Here is a 17,640-nt window from a genome sequence, read left to right as displayed (position 1 = left end):
CATGGCACCTGCGGCATTCAGCTTGTCATTCACCGCTCTCACTCCAGATTTTAATCCCTCATCAAGACACAAGCGGCCTTGTGTCGCGAAAGGGCCGCAACGCGGCCCCAGGATTGATGCGCAACAGTTGAAATTGCTGGGGCTGCTTTGCAGCCCTTTCGCGACACAAGGCCGCTCCCACAGGTACAGCGACAAACTCGAGAGCAACGCTGTACCTGTGGGAGCTGGCTTGCCGGCGATGAGGCCGGGCAGGCAAGAATTACTGATTGCTGACTGGCCAAAAAAAGGGCCCGCAAGGGCCCCGTAGAGGTAAGTGGCTAGCGCGTTCAGGCGCTCTCGATCTTGCGTGGCGCCATGAAGTACATCCACACAAGCGCCAGGAAGTACATCGCCGGGATCATGGTGAACAACACGGCATAGTTGTTATTGGTAGCGGTCAGCACGCTACCGACGATCTGCGTCATGAACATCCCGCCAATCGCAGCGCACATGCTGCCGAAACCGAACACGGTACTCACCAGGTGCTTGGGCGTGTAGTCCATCACCAGGCTCCAGATATTCGCCGTCCATGCCTGGTGTGCGCCCACCGCCAGCGAGATGGCCGCCACCGCGACCCACAGGCCACTGGCGTTGGCGGCAAAGATGACGCTGACCATCGTGCAGGCGAAGATCAGCATCGACACCAGCCGCGCCGTGGTAGCGCGCACGCCACGGCCGATCAGCCAGGAAGACAGGATGCCGCCGCCGATGCTGCCGAAGTCTGCCGTCAGCCAGATGATGATCAGCGGGATACCCATCTGGGTCACGTTGATGCCCAGGCTGTATTGCTGGTTGAGGAACGGTGGCAGCCAGTACAGGTAGAACCAGAACACCGGTGCGGTAATCGCGTAGGCCACCGCGAAGGCCCAGGTGCCACGCAGGCGCAGGATGCGGCTGAACGGCACGCGGGTTGGCTCGGGCTCGTCATCCTGCTGGATGTACTCCACCTCGCTCTGGCGCACGCGCGGGTGATCTTCAGGGTTGTAGTACTTCAGCACCCACAGCACCACCCACACCAGGCCCAGGCTGCCCATGGCGATGAATGCGGCCTGCCAGCCCCACACGGCCAGAATCAGCGGCAGCAGGGCCGGCGTGACCATGGCGCCGACGTTGGTGCCGGCGTTGAACAGGCCGGTGGCGATGGCCCGCTCGCCAGCCGGGAACCACAGGCGTACGGTCTTCACGCAGGCCGGGTAGTTGGCGGCCTCGGTCAGGCCGAGGATGAAGCGGCAGACCATGAAACCAGCGGCAGAGGTGGCCAGGCCGTGAGCGCCGGTAGCCAGGCTCCACAGCAGCACGGCGAAGAAGAACGCGCGTTTTACCCCGACCTTGTCGATCAGCCGGCCCTGCAGCAGGAAGCCGACCGCATAACCGACCTGGAACCAGAAGTTGATGTTGGCGTAGTCCATCGCCGTCCAGCTCATTTCCTTGGCCAGGACGGGCTGCATGATGCCGAGCGCAGCACGGTCGATGTAGTTCAGGGTGGTGGCGAAGAACACCAGGGCGAGCATGCCCCAACGGGTCTTGCCGACGCCGAAGGCGCCGCGAAGCTTGTCGCCGATCGAACCCTGGGGCATCCGGGGGGCGGCGGGGGTGATCTTGGAGTGGTTCATAAACTGCTCGATTCTTGAAATTGTATTCAGCTGCGGTGCTACGAGTACGTGACCGATTCCCAGGCAGGGGGACACGCAAGGCCGGTGCATGGTGAGCAGTGAAGGCAGCAGCGTCAATTCAAGGGAAGGGCTAGTGTTCGGTTACCGAACGGTTGCGTTGGGCCTGCGGGCGAGGCAAGGGGCAACGCATATTCAGGGTAGACGGCGTTGCCCTTCGTTGCTCGCTACCGCAGGCCGGTGAGGTGCTGGAGGGAAGGGTGGTGTTGCGCGCTGGGCATGAACTGTCTCTGGAGCAACCAGAATCATACAGTTGCCCAGCGTTCGACCTCCGCGCGGCAGCATTGCTGAATCCACATTGGAAGGGTTTTGTGCAGGTTGCTTTTCGCTTCTACCATCTCGCCGATGTACACGTTCATGTAGTTCTTGTTTTTGCGAACTGTGCACGTCCTGCCTTTGCAGCATTTGTTTGGCTTTCAGTGCATTTTGTAAGTCATGTCCTACGCGAAAGTTACATTGAAATAAACACCGAGTGTATTCATGCATTTTTTGTCGGCGGGATCGATGTCCCAAGGAGCAAAGAGCACCTGAATAATGTATCGAGTTGAAAGAACATGTAGGACGTTTCCTAGTTCTCGATGAGGGGTGGCGAAAGATAACGATGTGCGTCATTGTTGATGGGCACGCACGGAAAGGGCGCTCAGCTTAATGCATGTGTGCAGCCGGTTCCAACCTCCGGCAATGTGGGTCTACGTTACGGGGCGAGTATTGCTCGGTACTCTTGTTTCAGGAGGGATCATGGCGTCAAACAGTTTTCAGAATGAAGTGCCTAAGGCGAGGGTCAATATCAAGCTCGACTTGCATACAGGCGGTGCTCAACGCAAGGTGGAGCTTCCGCTCAAACTCATGTTGATGGGCGACTACAGCAATGGCAAGGAGCAGCGTCCACTATCAGAGCGGCCGAAGGTAAATATCAACAAGAATAATTTTGACAGTGTGTTGGCTGATCTCTCTCCGAGTATCAAGCTTATTGTTGAAGATACGCTGTCGGGCGAGGGTGGTGAGACGCCTGTCGAGCTGAGTATTCAGCGCATGAAGGACTTCGAGCCAGAACAAGTTGCACGGCAGATACCGCAACTGCGCGCTTTGCTGGCGATGCGAAATCTACTGCGTGAGTTGAAGGCCAATCTTTTGGATAACGCAACGTTCCGCGCTGAATTGGAGCGGATACTCAAAGACGAGGCTCTGAGTGACGAGTTGCGTAAGGAACTGGCGGCCCTTGCACCTCAACACGAGCGCTAGAAAACCATCTTCTCGACTTACAGGAAACTAACCAATGCCCGAAGAGCTATCTTCTGCGCAATCGCGTGGCGCCACCGTGCCGGTGGAAGAAAATCAAAGTGTCTACCACGCGCTATTTGAAAGAATTGACCTCGAGCCGCTTGACCGCATGGGAGGCATTGAGGCATTCCAAAGTGTGGATGCTTTGTCAGAAGCAACGGCTAATGAGCGTGTTACTGCGTCGGTGAGCGTTTTCCTGGACAGGCTCAAGCAAGTCTCCCCGAAGGTGGAGCGGCTGGACAGGGCGTTGCTGGATGAACACATTGCCTCGATTGACGCCCAGATCAGCAGTCAGTTGGACGCGGTAATGCATCATCCGGATTTTCAGCGGGTCGAGTCGATCTGGCGCGGCGCCAAATCGTTGATTGACCAGACGGATTTTCGTCAGAACGTCCGAATCGAACTGCTGGATATCAGTAAGGAGCATCTGGCGCAGGACTTTGAAGACGCACCGGAGATCTCTCAAAGCGGTATGTATCTGCATACCTATACCCAGGAGTACGACACGCCTGGCGGTGAGCCCATCGCGGCGGCGGTTTCGAATTACGAGTTTGGGCGAGGGCCGCAAGATATAGCGCTGTTGCGGAATATTTCGAAGGTGGCTGCCGCAGCCCATATGCCCTTCTTGTGCTCAGTGGGTCCTGCATTCTTCGGGAAGAACACCATGGAGGAAGTGGCTGCTATCAAGGATATCGGCAACTACATGGATCGTGCGGAGTACATCAAATGGCACGCTTTTGCTCAGAGCGATGACGCTCGTTACGTGGGCGCAACGACGCCCTGTACCCTGGGTCGTCTACCTTACGGGCCCGACACCAACCCGGTTCGGTTGTTTAATTATGTAGAGCGAGTCAAGGGGCCGGACCATAGCAAGTATTTGTGGGTAAGCTCGACATTCGCGTTCGCGGCGAACATGGTTAAAAGCTTTATCGCCAATGGCTGGTGTGTGCAAATTCGAGGCCCGCAGTCGGGAGGAGCTGTTACTAACCTGCCGATCCATTTGTACGACATGGGGACAGGTAGTCAAGTCAAAATTCCTTCGGAAGTGATGATTCCAGAAACTCGCGAATTTGAGTTCGCCAATTTGGGCTTGATTCCGCTCTCCTACTATAAGAATCGTGACTACGCTTGCTTCTTCTCGGCCAACTCGGCCCACAAGCCTGCTATTTATGATACAGCAGAGGCAACGGCGAATAGTCGCATCAACGCGCGGTTGCCCTATGTGTTCCTGCTTTCTCGCATTGCGCACTATTTGAAGCTGATCCAGCGGGAGAATATCGGTACAACCAAAGACCGTCGCCTGTTGGAGTTGGAGCTCAATAGGTGGATAAGCGGCCTGGTCACCGAAATGACCGATCCAGGAGATGACCTGCAGGCCTCTCATCCATTGAGGGAAGCAAAAGTGGTTGTCGAAGACATTGACGACAATCCAGGCTTCTTCAGGGTCAAATTGTTTGCTGTGCCTCATTTCCAGGTTGAGGGTATGGACATCAACTTGTCATTGGTTTCGCAGATGCCAAAAGCGAAATCTTAAGTGCGGTCACAGGAGTACATGACGTGAAAATCGACCGGCCTTTGTGGGCGCACGGCGTGGTGTTATCTGCTCAGCAGTTTCAGCAGCAGGCCCGCTTCGAGTCCTGGACTAATCAAAGTATCGCCTCTCGGGTCTTGGTCCATCCCTGGGGTATCCAGCATGTAGCGTTTGATGCGGATGCACTGCAGTTGGGCAAACTTGTGGCCACCCGGCTTCAGTTGTGCCTGCCCGATAGTACTTTGATTGACACAGATCGGTTGGATCGACTTCCTGGTGCTCTTGAGCTGTCTCGGGTATTGCCCGGTGATATCCAGACTGCCACGGTCGTGCTCGCTTTGCCGCTGGAACAGGCCAATGGTAACAACTGCCTGTTCGAAGACGGCAGAGCTGAGCGCCCCGTCAGGTACCGCCAAGTCTGGCGGGATACCCAAGATCTCTACTCAGACGAAATGCAGTCAATCAGCGTACTCGAACATGCGTTGAGCCTGCGTCTGGATGAAGACGATAACTCAGATTACCTCACGTGCCCGGTGGCTCGCTTGGTACGCGCCGGCGCAGATGGGTGGGAGATTGATGATAGCTACATCCCGCCGCTGCTGAGCTTTGATGCGCATGCAGGTTTATTGCTTCAACTCGACAACTTGCTGACTCAGCTGTCAGCCAAACGTGAGCGGTTGATGGGGATGCGCCGAGAGAGCAACCAGCGCATGGCAGACTTTGCTGTGGCAGATGTCACGTTGTTCTGGTTGCTCCATTCGTTGAATACCTATCAGCCTGTGTTGGCTGACCTTAAAGCTCATCCTGCGCGGCACCCCGAGCAGGTATATCAGCAGTTGGTGAAGCTCGCGGGTGGTCTACTCACCTTCTCGTTGGACCATGGCATCGAGGATATCCCTGCCTACCAGCATGAAGACCTGGAGGCCGTTTTCCCTCCGTTGATGCGCACCCTTTCCACGTTGCTGGAGGCAAGCCTGCCGTCGCGCGTTCTGGCGCTGGTGCTGGAGGCGCGTAGTGCCAACCGTTGGCAGGTTTCCCTAAGTGATCCACGCCTGCTCGAACCTGAAGGAGCTGATTTCTACCTTTCTGTTCGCTGCCGGCTTCCAGCAGTCCAGGTGCAAAGCCAGTTCCCGCGACTGTGCAAGATTGGTTCCCCCGACGATGTGGACCATCTTGTAAATGCGGCACTCGATGGCGTTCCTCTGAAGCCTCTGGGTCACGTCCCGGCAGCGATACCGCTACGCCTAGAGAATCAGTACTTTGCCCTCGACCTCAGTCATGAAAAGGGCCGTGCCATGTTGGCTGGCGGGGTCTGTGCGCTTTATGTCCCGAGTGTGTTTCAGGAGGTCAAGCTTGAACTATTCGCGGTGCTTCGCTCATGAGTCGTACGGCACAGAAGAGCGCCCCAGCCAAGGTGGATATCGATGCGTTGCTGCAGGACACCTATCTGCTGGTCGTCGAACTGCGACACGGTACCGAGGCGCACAGTAGTCCGGAACTCTGGTCACGTTGCGTTGCTGATGTCGAGCATGTACGCGCCACGCTTCATGAGGATGGTCTGGATGGTCGTAGCATCGACCTGATCAGTCATGCGCAATGTGCGTTGCTGGATGAAACGGTTCTCGCTTGCGCCGAAGGTCGGGCTCATGAGGACTGGGCGATGGAAACGCTGCAGGCAAAGTTTTTCAGCAGCCATCAAGCAGGTGAGTCGCTCTACGAAGATATGCGCACTGTGCTGCGTGAAGCTGCTGCGCACCCTTACGTGTTCACCGTCTTCCAGCGGGTGCTGATGCTTGGCTTCCTGGGGCGCTACCGAGAGGTCAATCACCCGGAGCGGCAGCAGTTGTTGGCTGCAATATCCGCACAGGTGGCGCCTCTCGATACAAGCCAGTCGCTGGTCATCCAGGTAGGCAATGGTCCACGGATACCGATGTGGGGTTGGTTGCAGTCGCCTTTGCTCCACGTCGTGATGGCGGCAGTCCTGTTGGGGGGTGCCTGGTGGTGGCTAGATCACGCGTTAGGTCAGGCAGTGGCCTCACTCTTGCCGGTGCAGGAGTGAGCGTCGTGCCGCAGATACAGAAGCAAGGGCTTTGGCTATGGGCCGGTGCTTTGTCCTTGCTGCTGATTGCCACGTTGCCGTTGGCTATCGAGGGGCAGGCAGTGGCTGTTCTGGTAGTTATTGCCGTGATGGTGATGCATTGGCGCCGCAGCCAGCATGCTGGCGATAAAAGTACAGAGATGCAGCGGGTTAGTGGCGTCACCCTCCCTGTCGCGTCCTACCGTCATCCCGTTGTTCTGGTGGTCGGCGATTGCCTGGCTGAGCTGTTTGACACCTCGCCTACTGAGCCATTGATGCTTCGGGTAACAGCGCAGGGGTGCTATGTACCAGTACCCGACCTTCTGAAGTTGCCCGCAACGGTCGCTGATCTGTTGTTGGAGCGTCCAGAGTGGGACGGGCAGCTTAGTGTGATGTGGGTTGTAAACCCGAGAGCCCATACTGATCGCGCAGTGCTTGCGAACCAGCTACACAGCGTATGCAACCAGATTGCGATGTTGGGAAGGCGAGGCACACCGCTGTCGCTGCTGATTGTGGGCTATTTCCAGAGCGCAACCGGAGCTTCCCCCTGGTTCAGTTGGGAGCCTGATGAGTCGGGTGTGCGAGTGCGAGATTCGGGGGAGTGCCTGGTTCTCTCCGAATGGCAGCGAAGGAACACAGATCAGGGGGAAGAAGCCGCGCGGATGCGAGCGACGGTGCAGTTGAATGCTGCTGTGGGTTGGCTGAATGAAGTGTGCTCGCCGGAAATGAGCGTACGCGTTCCCCGTCAGAGGATGGTAACGGCTGTCGCCGTTGCGGTTGCGCTCATACCTGAGGCAGGGCGATCTCGAGAAGGCAACCTGTGGCGCCGTTGGTTGCAGGAGCATACCGGGCTCTCCTTCATTTGTAGTGGGGCTGATCGTGCAAACGCGCCGTTACCGTTTCCGGACCCTTTGCTCAACTTGCTGCCCGGTAGGGCTCTGAACAGTCCGCGAAGCAGGGCAGTGCTGATTGGGATCTGGTTGTTTGCATTGACGGCCTCCATCGCCCTGATCAGCTCTGCCAGGCAGAACACACTGCTGATACGTCAGGTTACCGACGACTTGCGACGCTATAGCACTGCTTCGCTCAGTACTGAGGCACACAACATATCGCAGCGCGAGGAGGCATTGGTTGTGCTTCGCCAGGATGCGCAGCGTTTGGATTACTACTATCGCCAAGGTGAGCCGTGGTCGCTGGGTATCGGGCTGTATCAGGGCGAAAGACTACGACTGCCACTGTTGGCTGCGATCAACGGCCACCGCATCCCGACGATGCCCCGGGGTGTACCGGACAAGCCTCGCACGATTCGCCTGGACAGCCTGTCGCTCTTCAGCAGCGGCAGCGCGCAGTTGAAACCAGCGTCGACCAAGTTCCTGGTAAATGCGTTGGCGGGCATCAAGGCCCAGCCGGGCTGGTTGATCGTGATTACGGGCCATACGGATGCGACAGGTAGCGACGAACAGAACCTGCGCTTGTCGCGAGCGCGCGCTTCCGCGGTGCACGACTGGATTCGCCACATGGGTGACATCCCCGACAACTGCTTCGCAGTGCAGGGCTTGGGGGCAAGCCAGCCCATCGCGAGCAATGATACGGAACAAGGACGGTCGGCCAATCGCCGAGTTGAAATTCGCCTGGTACCGGAGGTGGGGGCTTGTCAGCCCTCGGCTACGGCCTCGGGTCTGCAACCCCTGTCGCACTCCGCGACGCCCAATACTTGAAATGAGGAACTTCTACATGGCTATTCCTGTTTATCTGTGGCTGAAAGACGATGGTGGTGCTGATATCAAAGGTTCGGTGGACGTGAAGGATCGTGAGGGCAGTATTGAAGTTGTCGGTCAGGACCACGATCTGTATATCCCTACCGATAACAATACTGGAAAGTTAACCGGCACGCGCATTCATACGCCTTTTGTTTTCACTAAGGAGATAGACGCTTCGTCCCCCTATCTCTACAAGGCCGTGACCACCGGGCAGACGCTTAAAGTGGCCGAGTTCAAATGGTACAAAATCAACGATGCCGGGCAGGAAGTTGAGTATTTCAACACAAAGTTGGAAAACGTCAAGGTCGTGAAAGTCGCACCAAAAATGCACGACGTCAAAGACCCAGCGAAAGAAAAACACAACCATCTGGAATTGGTCGAGCTGCGATACGAAAAGATTACTTGGGCATTCAAGGACGGAAACATCATTCATTCGGATTCCTGGAATGAACGACCTAGTGCTGCCGCCGCTGGATGAAATTTGGTTGTCAGCCTTGGTGGGTTGACGGCCTCCAGTGTCTTGGGTTGAGCGTCCGTGCGCGGGCGTTCAGCCAAATACACCTCATATATTCAGGTACGGTCGAATGCGTGGCGACACGTTGACCATTGACGACAAGGATGCCCTGTATGGCACACGATCCTACTCGCTTGCTTCGCCGCCTCAACTCATATTGCGCTCAGGCACTCACGGCGGCGGCATCTCTTTGCCAGGCACGTGGGCATAGTCATGTCACTATTGAACATTGGTTGTTGAAGCTTTTTGAGCAGGGACAAGGTGATCTGGCGGTTATCGCCCGCCGATACGATTGGGATATGGACGCCATATGGCAAGGGTTGCTTGAGCACTTCGATTTGTTGCCGCGCAGCGTAGTCAGCAAACCTCAGTTGAGCGGTGAGGTGCAACAGCTGATTACCAATGCCTGGTTGCTAGCGTCGCTGGATCGCGACTGTGAGCAATTGCGATCCCTTCACTTGCTGGGGGCGTTATTTGAAACGCCAAACTTGCTCAGGTGTTCAGCCGCTTGGCCTCTATCGAGCATCGGCCCAACGCAATTAAGGCAAATGGAAGCGCTGCTTGAATTCGATTCGGAAGAACGTCAACCGGAGCATTCATCACTGTTCAAGCCACAAGTGTCAGGAGAGGCCAAGGCAGCAGTCGCCTTGAGGGATGACGAAGCGTTGGTCGCTGTCTTGGACCAGTTTAGCCATGACGTTACCGCCAAGGCAGCAGCGGGGCAGATTGACCCGGTGTTCGGCCGTGACGATGAAATCCGCCAGGTGGTCGATGTACTGAGCCGTCGGCGCAAGAACAACCCTATTCTGGTGGGCGACCCAGGCGTTGGAAAAACAGCCTTGGTCGAAGGGCTTGCTCTGCGCATCGCCAACGGAGACGTCCCTGACAGTTTGAAACCGGTGAGCATCCGTACGCTGGATTTGGGGTTGCTGCAGGCGGGTGCAGGGGTCAAAGGCGAGTTCGAGCAACGGCTGAAAAACGTCATCGATGCCGTCCAGCGGTCAGAGACACCGGTGCTGTTGTTCATTGACGAAGCACATACCTTGATCGGCGCTGGCAACCAGGCAGGGGGGGCAGATGCCGCGAATCTGTTGAAGCCCGCCTTGGCGCGTGGGGAACTGCGCACCATCGCTGCCACTACCTGGAGTGAATACAAGCAGTACTTCGAGCGCGATGCGGCGCTCGAACGGCGCTTCCAGATGATCAAGGTCGATGAGCCGGATGATGCGACTGCATGCTTGATGCTCCGAGGGCTCAAGGCCCGCTATGCCAGCTACCACGGTGTTCACGTTCAGGACGCCGCAGTGCAGGCAGCCGTCAGCTTGTCCAGGCGGTTTCTGACCGGGCGCCGTTTGCCCGATAAAGCTGTAGATCTGATCGACACTGCCTGTGCGCGTGTTCGCATGAGTTTGGATTGCGAGCCTCATGCTCTGGTCCTTCTGAAGTCTCAGAAGGCGGCGCTGACCGCAGAGCGAACGGCGCTCGAAGAGGATGCCCAGCTTACCGGCGACGCGTGCGAGCCTCGCCTTGCGAAAATCAAGGCCCAACTGGTTCAACTTGAAAGTCAGCAGTCCGCGTTGGAGCTGCAGTACCAGCAAGAGCTCGACCTCACCCACCAGTTGCTCAATGCTCGTCAGGCCGAGCAGGTCGATACAGCCGCCTGCACTCAGCTTCAACAAGACCTCAGCTACGTGCAGGGGAGTCGACCACTGCTGTCGCTCGACGTATGTACCCGCAGTGTGGCCGAAGTGATCGCAGACTGGACGGGCGTGCCTCTCGGCAATTTGCTGAAGGACGAACATGCAAGCTTGTTGAACCTGGAGGACCAGTTGGCCGCGCGTGTTGTCGGGCAAGAGCCAGCCCTGCTTGCACTTGCCCAACGGCTACGTGCCGCTCGAACGGGCCTCACTGACGACAAGGCACCGATGGGCGTCTTCCTGTTGGTGGGCACCAGTGGCATCGGCAAGACGGAGACGGCGCATGCATTGGCCCACAGCCTGTTTGGTGGCGAAAAGTCGTTGATCACGCTCAACATGTCTGAGTACCAGGAGGCGCATACCGTCAGCCAACTCAAGGGCTCGCCGCCTGGCTATGTGGGTTACGGCCAGGGGGGTGTACTCACCGAGGCCGTGCGTCAACGCCCCTATAGCGTCGTGTTGCTGGATGAAGTCGAGAAGGCCCACTGTGATGTGGTCAACCTGTTTTATCAGGTGTTCGACCGCGGCTTCATGCGCGATGGCGAAGGCAGGGAGATCGATTTTCGCAACACCGTCATCCTGATGACTTCCAACCTGGGCAGTGACCTGCTGCAAGGTTGTATCGAGCAGCAGCCAGACGCTTCGGAAGCGACACTGCATGAACTATTGCGCCCGGTATTACGCGAGCATTTCCAGCCTGCGTTGCTGGCGCGTTTCCAGACATTGATCTTCCGGCCACTGGGAGCTGATGCGCTTAAGCGCATTGTTGCGATCAAGCTCGATCAAGTGGCCAGACGCCTGTTACGGCATTACGGCCTGCAATGTGAAATTGAGGACTCGCTTTATGACGCGCTGGTCGCCGCCTGCCTTCTGCCGGATACCGGTGCCCGCAACATCGATAGCTTGCTGAACCAGCAGATTCTGCCGGTGCTCAGCCAGCAGTTGCTGAAGCGTCAGGCCCTTTGCCAGCCGACTCAATCCGTGACGCTTGGGTATTGCGAAGATGCTGGGATCAGCTTGAGCTTTTCGGATGAACACGATCCAGCGCTGCTGGCTGTCGAGAGGGCCTGAGCATGGCATCTCCGATAGTTGGCTCCATCCACAATCATTACCAGCTTGAAGTCGAGGGGCTTGCCGTTGAACTCGACGTGCTTTCGTTCAAAGGCGAGGAGTGGCTGAGCCAGCCGTTCAAGTACACCGTTGCGTTTACCTCCACGGAGCAGGATATCGACGCTGCGCAGATCCTCGGGAAGGATGCCAGCTTCCATCTGGGCGCTTCACGACTGACTGCGCAGCTTCCGATCTCGGAGGGGGGAGCACGCACACTGCATGGCGTCATTACGGGGCTCAAGCGCGTGTCCGGCTCCAGGGATGAAGCCCGCTACGAGGTAACGCTCGAAGCGCGGCTGGCATTGCTCGGGCGTGGCAAGCAGTACCGGATCTACCAACATCAGTCGGTACCGGAAATCGTCGAAAGCATCTTGCGTAGTCGCCACCAGTTCGAAGGGCAGCACTTCTTGTTTGAACTGTTGCGCGAATACCCCAAGCGCGAGCAGGTCATGCAGTACGGTGAGAGCGATCTCGCCTTCATCAGCCGTCTGCTGGCGGAGGTCGGGATCTGGTATCGCTTCACCCACGATGATCGCCTTTCCCTTGATGTGGTCGAGTTTCATGACCATCAACGTCATTACCAGTTCGGCGTAAAGCTGCCGCATCGTCCCCTGTCGGGATTGACCAGTAACGGGCAGGAAGGCGTATGGGCATTGCAGGTTCAGCATCAAGTGGTGGAGCAACATATCAACGTGCGTGCCTACCACCACCGGGATGCGGCTGCCTTTCTGGATGGCGAGGTGGATCACAGCCGGGGGGCAACCACCACTTACGGCGAAGGCTATCACTACGGCGAACCCTATACCGCGCTGGGTGACGCAATTGACCAGGACGAGGAGCTGCTCAGCGAAAGTGGCTACTTTTATGCGCGCCTGAATCATGAACGCTTCCTCAATGATCAGACACGTTGCAACGGCATCAGCAGCAGCGTGACCCTGGCCCCGGGCCAAGTGTTGATGGTCTTCGATGGGGCGCCTCAGGTTTTCGAGCCTGGGGTCGTCATCACGCATCTGACCGTTGAGGCGGCACGCGACCGTAGTTTGGAAGTTGTGTTCGACGCGATTCCTTACTCGGAGTCGATATGCTTTCGACCGACATTGTTGGACAAGCCGCAGATCGCTGGCACGGTGCCGGCGCGGGTCACCAGTACGCAAAAGAACGATCCTTACGGCCATATCGACATGGAGGGGCGCTACCGGGTCAACTTCCTGTTCGACCGGGACACCTGGCGAGCAGGCGAGGAGAGCGTCTGGCTACGACTGGCACGGCCTTACGCGGGTGACACCCATGGCCTGCACCTGCCGTTGATCTGCGGTACTGAAGTGGCGGTGGCGTTCGAGCAAGGCGACCCGGATCGCCCCTACATCGCCCATGCCTTGCACGATAGTGAACATCCCGACCACGTGACGCTGCGCAACTACAAACGCAATGTGCTGCGGACTCCGGCCAACAACAAGTTGCGCATGGATGACACCCGCGGGCAGGAGCACGTCAAGCTCAGTACCGAGCACAGTGGCAAGAGTCAGCTCAATCTGGGTCATGTAGTCGATGCGGAGCGTAATCGCCGGGGAGAGGGGGCAGAGCTGCGAAGTGATGGACATGTCTCCATGCGCGGTGGCAGCGGCATCTTTATCAGCGCCGATGCGCAGCACGGGGCCAAGGGAAGCATGCTCGAAATGGCCGCGGCAGTGGAGCGGCTTGACCAAGCCAAGGAGCAATTGGAAGGGCTGTCGGATGATGCCCAGGCGTGCAAGGCGGATCCTGCGGATGTCCAGGCCCAACTGAACTTGCTTAAGCAAGACTTGGAACAGCTCAAATCCTCGGTACTGCTGCTCAGTGCGCCTCAAGGGATCTCGCTGACCAGTGGCAGTCATCTCCAGCTGGCTGCCGAGAAGAACCTAATGCTCAACGCTGGCGGGAAGGCGGATGTGAGCGTGGTCAAGCGTCTCTTTGTTGGCATAGGGCAGGGACTGAGCCTGTTCGTGCGCAAATTGGGTATCAAGCTTATAGCTAACCAAGGGCCAGTCAGTATCCAGGCGCAGAACGACAGTTTATCTTTAATCGCACGGCATGGTCTGGAGATTTCCAGTACTGAAGATGAGATCCGGATTACTGCGAACAAAAAGATCACGCTCAATGCGGGTGGCAGCTATATAGCGATAGATGCGTGCAGTATTGAATCTGGAACTGAGGGGGACTATGTCATTAAGTCTGCCTATTTTGAACGTATGGATGCAATTTCAAAAGGGGTGGATTCCTTGAGGTTACCTGAATTAGTCGGGCCTCTAAAAGAATTTGACGAGCAGTTCCAGATTTTTGAAGAGAATGGCCGGTCCGCAATGGTTGGTGTTCCGTATAAGGTTACAAGTGAATCTGGAACGGTTTGGCTGGGAAGAACCGACAGCCAGGGCCGTACCGAGCGCATAAAAACTCTCAAGGCGGAAAAGTTATCGTTGGTTTTTGGTCGTGAGCTCGAGGAAAGATCGGAAGCTGACAAGTAATATTATTGAATTAATGAATAAGGTCTCTGCTGAGTGGTGGGTGTGAGTCCGGTTAAGTAGTTTGCTAGTGAAATATTGGGCATGGATAGAATTGGTCTTTAATTGGCTCTGTCAACATTGTGTGCGGGGGTGGTATGCAAGAAATCAAGGGGGCGTTGAGTAGTAACTCAGATGCGGAAAGTCTTGTAAAAATTGTCTCGGCGGCGAGCGGGCTCTCATGGGTTAGCCCAAGTGAGAATGACGTTTTTTATATTTCAGATCAAGCGGAGTTTCCAGAAATTATATTTGAGGTGAGAGTGCAAGATGGCTTGCCTTTGAACTGGTCGTGGGAAATCGAATGGGATGCAAAAGTTAGTGGGCTAAAAGAGCGGGCGAGGAAAATCAATTCCTTGCAGGAATTTAAGAAATCAGGATTTTTTAATAGTAATAGTAAAACTTGGGTCGCGGAGTTGGAGGAGGTCTTAGGAGGGAGGTTGACGGTTGCGGTACTCTCTGCTGGGAAGAGTATTAAGCGATCTGTGATAATTAAGGGGGTGAACCCGTCCAAGGAAGTGGTTGCTGCATACGTGGGCGATTTGGATGATATGGATGGATTTGAGAAGCTCTTGGAACAGGAGACGGGAAGTAAGCACTTCATTAATCTTGATGGGGAGCCAATTGTCGCTTTTGATAAAGGTTATGGTATCACGCAAATGACAAATCCAGCTCCTACCTATGAGCAGGTTTGGAGTTGGAAAGAGAATATTCTAGGCGGGTCGGGCATATATAAGGATAAGGTCGTTGCAGCAAAAAAATATCTAGGACAGCAGGGGCGGACTTACACGGATGATCAATTGCAGCATGAGGTGTTTAGTCGTTGGAATGGTGGGTCCTATCATCAGTGGGATAGTGTTGCAGAGGTCTGGGTCAGAAAGAAAAGTATTCTCTGTGATTCAAATACAGGAAATATTGGCTGGTCTATGGATAAGGAAAAGAATAAGGGGAAAACTGAGAGTGAGCTTCGGGAAAGAGATAAGGATAAGTACAAGGACGGTGGGAAAGGCCAAACCAAGGATCATCCCTGGCAGTACAGTGGGGTGTGTTATGCGGATCACATTTTTGATAAGTAAACTAAGGCTAAGTCTGATTGGTTTTTTTCTCAATGTGTTTTGGGTTGTCGGAGTGTGCGCCAGCGAGGTCCGTTGGGTTGATGCCAAGGATGGGCAGGTGATGGTGAGAGCTCAAAATGGAAACGAATATGTCCTAAGCGTTCCTATGGGAATAAAAGGGGTCTATTTTGATGGGGATCTGCATCGTGTAGGTGAAAAAGAGTATCTATCCATATTCCAAGTGAGTGCCTCGAACCCCCTGCGGCCCGATGGTTTTTGTGGTTCTGGAGATGAGGTCTGGCTTCAGTTATATGAATCTTCGTCTAAGATAAGTAGCCGAATATTAGTAAGCAGTTGCCTGCACTCGATCTCGCTAGCGAGCCAGAATTCAGGTCAAGAGGGACAGGATAATGATTATTCATCAGTGAAATGGGATGAATATGGTTTTTCAATTGAGTGGTTCGGTCGGGTCGATAGCTTCGGTCGAGTCGTTTCGCTTACCAGCTATAGATTGTGCGGCGACTCCTTCTGCGGCTCGGACCTTTTTCAGAAGAAATCCGGAAATTGATGAGGTTCAAGTCATACGCTGTATGGAGAATATATCGTGATTGGGATTGTCAGGATTGGAGACAAAAATACGGCGGGTGGAACTGTTCTTTCAGGCTCGTCATCTATGTTGTTTTATGGTGTCGGAGTTGCGCGTCAGGGAGATCCAGTGAACTGTCCGGTCATCGGCCATGGAAGGACTGTTATCGCTGAGGGACACCCGGCCTTCATAGACAATGGCCTTGCTGTTGCCTTCGATGGGCACCGCTGCGGATGCGGTTGCGCATTGGTCTCATCCCTGCCTTGTTCAGGTGTCACGTGACAGTTGAAATTCAGAAAGTACAGGAGAAGGCGCGACGGCCGAGCTCACCAAGATGGTCGTTTTGGCTAGGAACGTTACTTCTGCTTCTGCTCTTGGGTTTGATGGGCGGCATATTGTTTGTCGGTCAAGCGCCACATGTAGATGCGGGGGGGATTTGGCAGGTAGCCCTAGGAACCCCTCTTCTGGTTTGGGTGATGGCAATTTTCACTAGGTTTATTATTTATGCGAGTTACGCTCGGGTTGCTGATGGGTGGGATGAAGCTAGGACGAAGGACCTGGAGCAGAAATATCAGGTTGGTCGCCGGTCGTTGCAGATATGGGGTGCAAGTATCTATACGGCTTTGAAGCGTCAAGGTGTAAGTTCAGAAGAGCAAGTCAGTAACCTTCTGTCGGGCGTTAGAGCTATTAAAAGCCAGTCGTTTAGGGTTGGAGGGAATGTAATACGCCATAGCTGCATAGACGGGTGTAGCAATGCCGATCCAGAGCAAGTATTGTTACAGGCGTTCGAGCAGGTGTTGACTGATCTCGCACAGATCTTAGATGGGTTGGCTGATGACATCCTACTGAAGGTGCTCGTAGAGGGTGACAGTCAAATAACAGAACGCACTTTACACCGTATATGGCGGAGCGTATGGCGCAAGTCAGGCATTCGTCAGTCTACGGAAATTATCAGCGATGACGGATTAATGGTCGTGGATCAATGGCTTGATCGAGGGGGCGAGGATAACTCCCTGCTCCTGGTTGTTGCTTATCAATTTGCACCGGAGCAACCGAGAGATACAGCTGAAGTAGTGGCGGGCCTGCTGTTGGGCAGCTGCAGTCCGGTACCGTCATTGCATCCAATAGCTTGTCTGCATCGGCCTGAGTTTTTGCGTGACTCTGATTCGGATGTAGATTTATCTGTGCAGCAGGCGCTGGAGTGGGTGCCTATAAGTGCGTGCTCGATTGAGCATGTTTGGCGATCGGGAGTTGATCGATACCACGATAGGTTGGTGACAATGGCGCTAACAAGCTTGAGCGAGGCTGGAGCCGTTAAAAAGGAGTTTCACGATTTAGATTCATTGCTTGGGTCAGCAGGTAGAGCAGCCCCTTGGTTGGCGATTTCACTCGCATCGGAAAGTATTAAATTGGGTGCGGGGGCGCAATTTGTTATTAGTGGTGGCTCTGATGAGTTGTTTTTCTGCCACTGCGCAGTGACACCTGCTTCGCCAAATTCGATTTAGCTTTTTATATATTCTCAATAGTGGTGTGGGTGCTTGCGATAATTGTTGTCATTGCTATGGTTGCGATATTTGCGTTGGTGGCGGTGTTCTGAGGTTGTCTTGGAGGGATAGACTTGTTATCTGATAGAGTGATTGAGCTAGTGTGGTTATTTTTTTTGGTTGTTACTGTGGTGGTATTGTCTGGGGGAGGTCTCCTGGTATTAGGCCGTCGCGTTGGTAGCACAACTTATCGCCGTCACTCTTCTGTAGATAAAACCCAGGCAGGCAGTAGGCCAGAAGTC

The 17,640-nt window shown here is 55.2% G+C and carries 13 protein-coding genes; 12 read left to right on the top strand and 1 reads right to left on the bottom strand.

From position 1 onward, the window contains the following. Positions 1-326 precede the first annotated feature (326 nt). On the bottom strand, positions 327-1,652 hold the full coding sequence (locus ABIB24_RS25805) for an MFS transporter (protein WP_137164316.1): 1,326 nt from the start codon (positions 1,650-1,652) through the stop codon (positions 327-329). A gap of 795 nt (positions 1,653-2,447) precedes the next feature. Between ABIB24_RS25805 and tssB the strand changes: the two genes are divergently transcribed. The 12 genes from tssB to ABIB24_RS25745 all read left to right on the top strand — a co-directional run bounded on the left by tssB (position 2,448) and on the right by ABIB24_RS25745 (position 17,359). Further along, the gene (tssB, locus tag ABIB24_RS25800; RefSeq protein ID WP_137164315.1) at positions 2,448-2,951 is read left to right on the top strand and encodes a type VI secretion system contractile sheath small subunit; all 504 of its coding nucleotides are present in this window, start codon (positions 2,448-2,450) and stop codon (positions 2,949-2,951) included. A 34-nt stretch (positions 2,952-2,985) separates the two neighbouring features. Next, positions 2,986-4,524, top strand: coding sequence for a type VI secretion system contractile sheath large subunit (gene tssC, locus ABIB24_RS25795; RefSeq protein WP_137164314.1), 1,539 nt, complete (start codon positions 2,986-2,988; stop codon positions 4,522-4,524). Between the two features lie 23 nt (positions 4,525-4,547). Then, on the top strand, positions 4,548-5,903 hold the full coding sequence (gene tssK, locus ABIB24_RS25790; protein WP_274079773.1) for a type VI secretion system baseplate subunit TssK: 1,356 nt from the start codon (positions 4,548-4,550) through the stop codon (positions 5,901-5,903). Next, complete coding sequence (gene tssL, locus ABIB24_RS25785) at positions 5,900-6,580, top strand: type VI secretion system protein TssL, short form (protein ID WP_274079772.1); 681 nt, start codon at positions 5,900-5,902, stop codon at positions 6,578-6,580. Before tssK ends, tssL begins: the two co-directional genes overlap by 4 nt. A gap of 5 nt (positions 6,581-6,585) precedes the next feature. Continuing rightward, positions 6,586-8,316 (top strand): OmpA family protein, encoded by a 1,731-nt coding sequence (locus ABIB24_RS25780; protein WP_274079771.1) that lies wholly within the window; start codon positions 6,586-6,588, stop codon positions 8,314-8,316. 16 nt (positions 8,317-8,332) lie between these two features. Beyond that, positions 8,333-8,836, top strand: coding sequence for an Hcp family type VI secretion system effector (locus ABIB24_RS25775; RefSeq protein WP_274079770.1), 504 nt, complete (start codon positions 8,333-8,335; stop codon positions 8,834-8,836). Between the two features lie 149 nt (positions 8,837-8,985). Beyond that, positions 8,986-11,640, top strand: coding sequence for a type VI secretion system ATPase TssH (tssH, locus tag ABIB24_RS25770; RefSeq protein ID WP_274120995.1), 2,655 nt, complete (start codon positions 8,986-8,988; stop codon positions 11,638-11,640). A gap of 2 nt (positions 11,641-11,642) precedes the next feature. Beyond that, positions 11,643-14,180: a type VI secretion system Vgr family protein gene (locus tag ABIB24_RS25765; RefSeq protein ID WP_274079768.1), complete on the top strand. Its 2,538-nt coding sequence runs from the start codon at positions 11,643-11,645 to the stop codon at positions 14,178-14,180. 134 nt (positions 14,181-14,314) lie between these two features. Beyond that, positions 14,315-15,289 (top strand): hypothetical protein, encoded by a 975-nt coding sequence (locus ABIB24_RS25760; protein WP_274079767.1) that lies wholly within the window; start codon positions 14,315-14,317, stop codon positions 15,287-15,289. Continuing rightward, a complete protein-coding gene (locus ABIB24_RS25755; protein ID WP_274079766.1) occupies positions 15,279-15,836 on the top strand; it encodes a hypothetical protein in 558 nt (185 codons plus the stop codon). The genes ABIB24_RS25760 and ABIB24_RS25755 overlap by 11 nt, the downstream gene beginning before the upstream one ends. Before the next feature lie 36 nt (positions 15,837-15,872). Beyond that, positions 15,873-16,136, top strand: a complete 264-nt coding sequence (locus tag ABIB24_RS25750) for a PAAR domain-containing protein (RefSeq protein ID WP_274079765.1) — start codon at positions 15,873-15,875, stop codon at positions 16,134-16,136. Further along, the gene (locus tag ABIB24_RS25745; protein ID WP_274079764.1) at positions 16,133-17,359 is read left to right on the top strand and encodes a KPHS_23130 family T6SS system protein; all 1,227 of its coding nucleotides are present in this window, start codon (positions 16,133-16,135) and stop codon (positions 17,357-17,359) included. The genes ABIB24_RS25750 and ABIB24_RS25745 overlap by 4 nt, the downstream gene beginning before the upstream one ends. Positions 17,360-17,640 lie beyond the last annotated feature (281 nt).

It is taken from the genome of Pseudomonas sp. UYEF17 (assembly GCF_040546125.1).
Taxonomy (GTDB): Bacteria; Pseudomonadota; Gammaproteobacteria; order Pseudomonadales; family Pseudomonadaceae; genus Aquipseudomonas; species Aquipseudomonas putida_Z.
The sequence above is the reverse complement of the archived record's forward strand: the minus strand, read 5'-3'. Positions and strand labels throughout refer to the sequence as shown.

What these genes read in the sequence shown, in the direction of transcription:
- ABIB24_RS25805 (WP_137164316.1), bottom strand. Translation starts at nt 1,652, where the DNA reads ATGAACCACTCCAAGATCACCCCCGCCGCCCCCCGGATGCCCCAGGGT.
- tssL (WP_274079772.1), top strand. Translation starts at nt 5,900, where the DNA reads ATGAGTCGTACGGCACAGAAGAGCGCCCCAGCCAAGGTGGATATCGAT.
- ABIB24_RS25775 (WP_274079770.1), top strand. Translation starts at nt 8,333, where the DNA reads ATGGCTATTCCTGTTTATCTGTGGCTGAAAGACGATGGTGGTGCTGAT.
- tssB (WP_137164315.1), top strand. Translation starts at nt 2,448, where the DNA reads ATGGCGTCAAACAGTTTTCAGAATGAAGTGCCTAAGGCGAGGGTCAAT.
- ABIB24_RS25765 (WP_274079768.1), top strand. Translation starts at nt 11,643, where the DNA reads ATGGCATCTCCGATAGTTGGCTCCATCCACAATCATTACCAGCTTGAA.
- tssC (WP_137164314.1), top strand. Translation starts at nt 2,986, where the DNA reads ATGCCCGAAGAGCTATCTTCTGCGCAATCGCGTGGCGCCACCGTGCCG.
- ABIB24_RS25760 (WP_274079767.1), top strand. Translation starts at nt 14,315, where the DNA reads ATGCAAGAAATCAAGGGGGCGTTGAGTAGTAACTCAGATGCGGAAAGT.
- tssH (WP_274120995.1), top strand. Translation starts at nt 8,986, where the DNA reads ATGGCACACGATCCTACTCGCTTGCTTCGCCGCCTCAACTCATATTGC.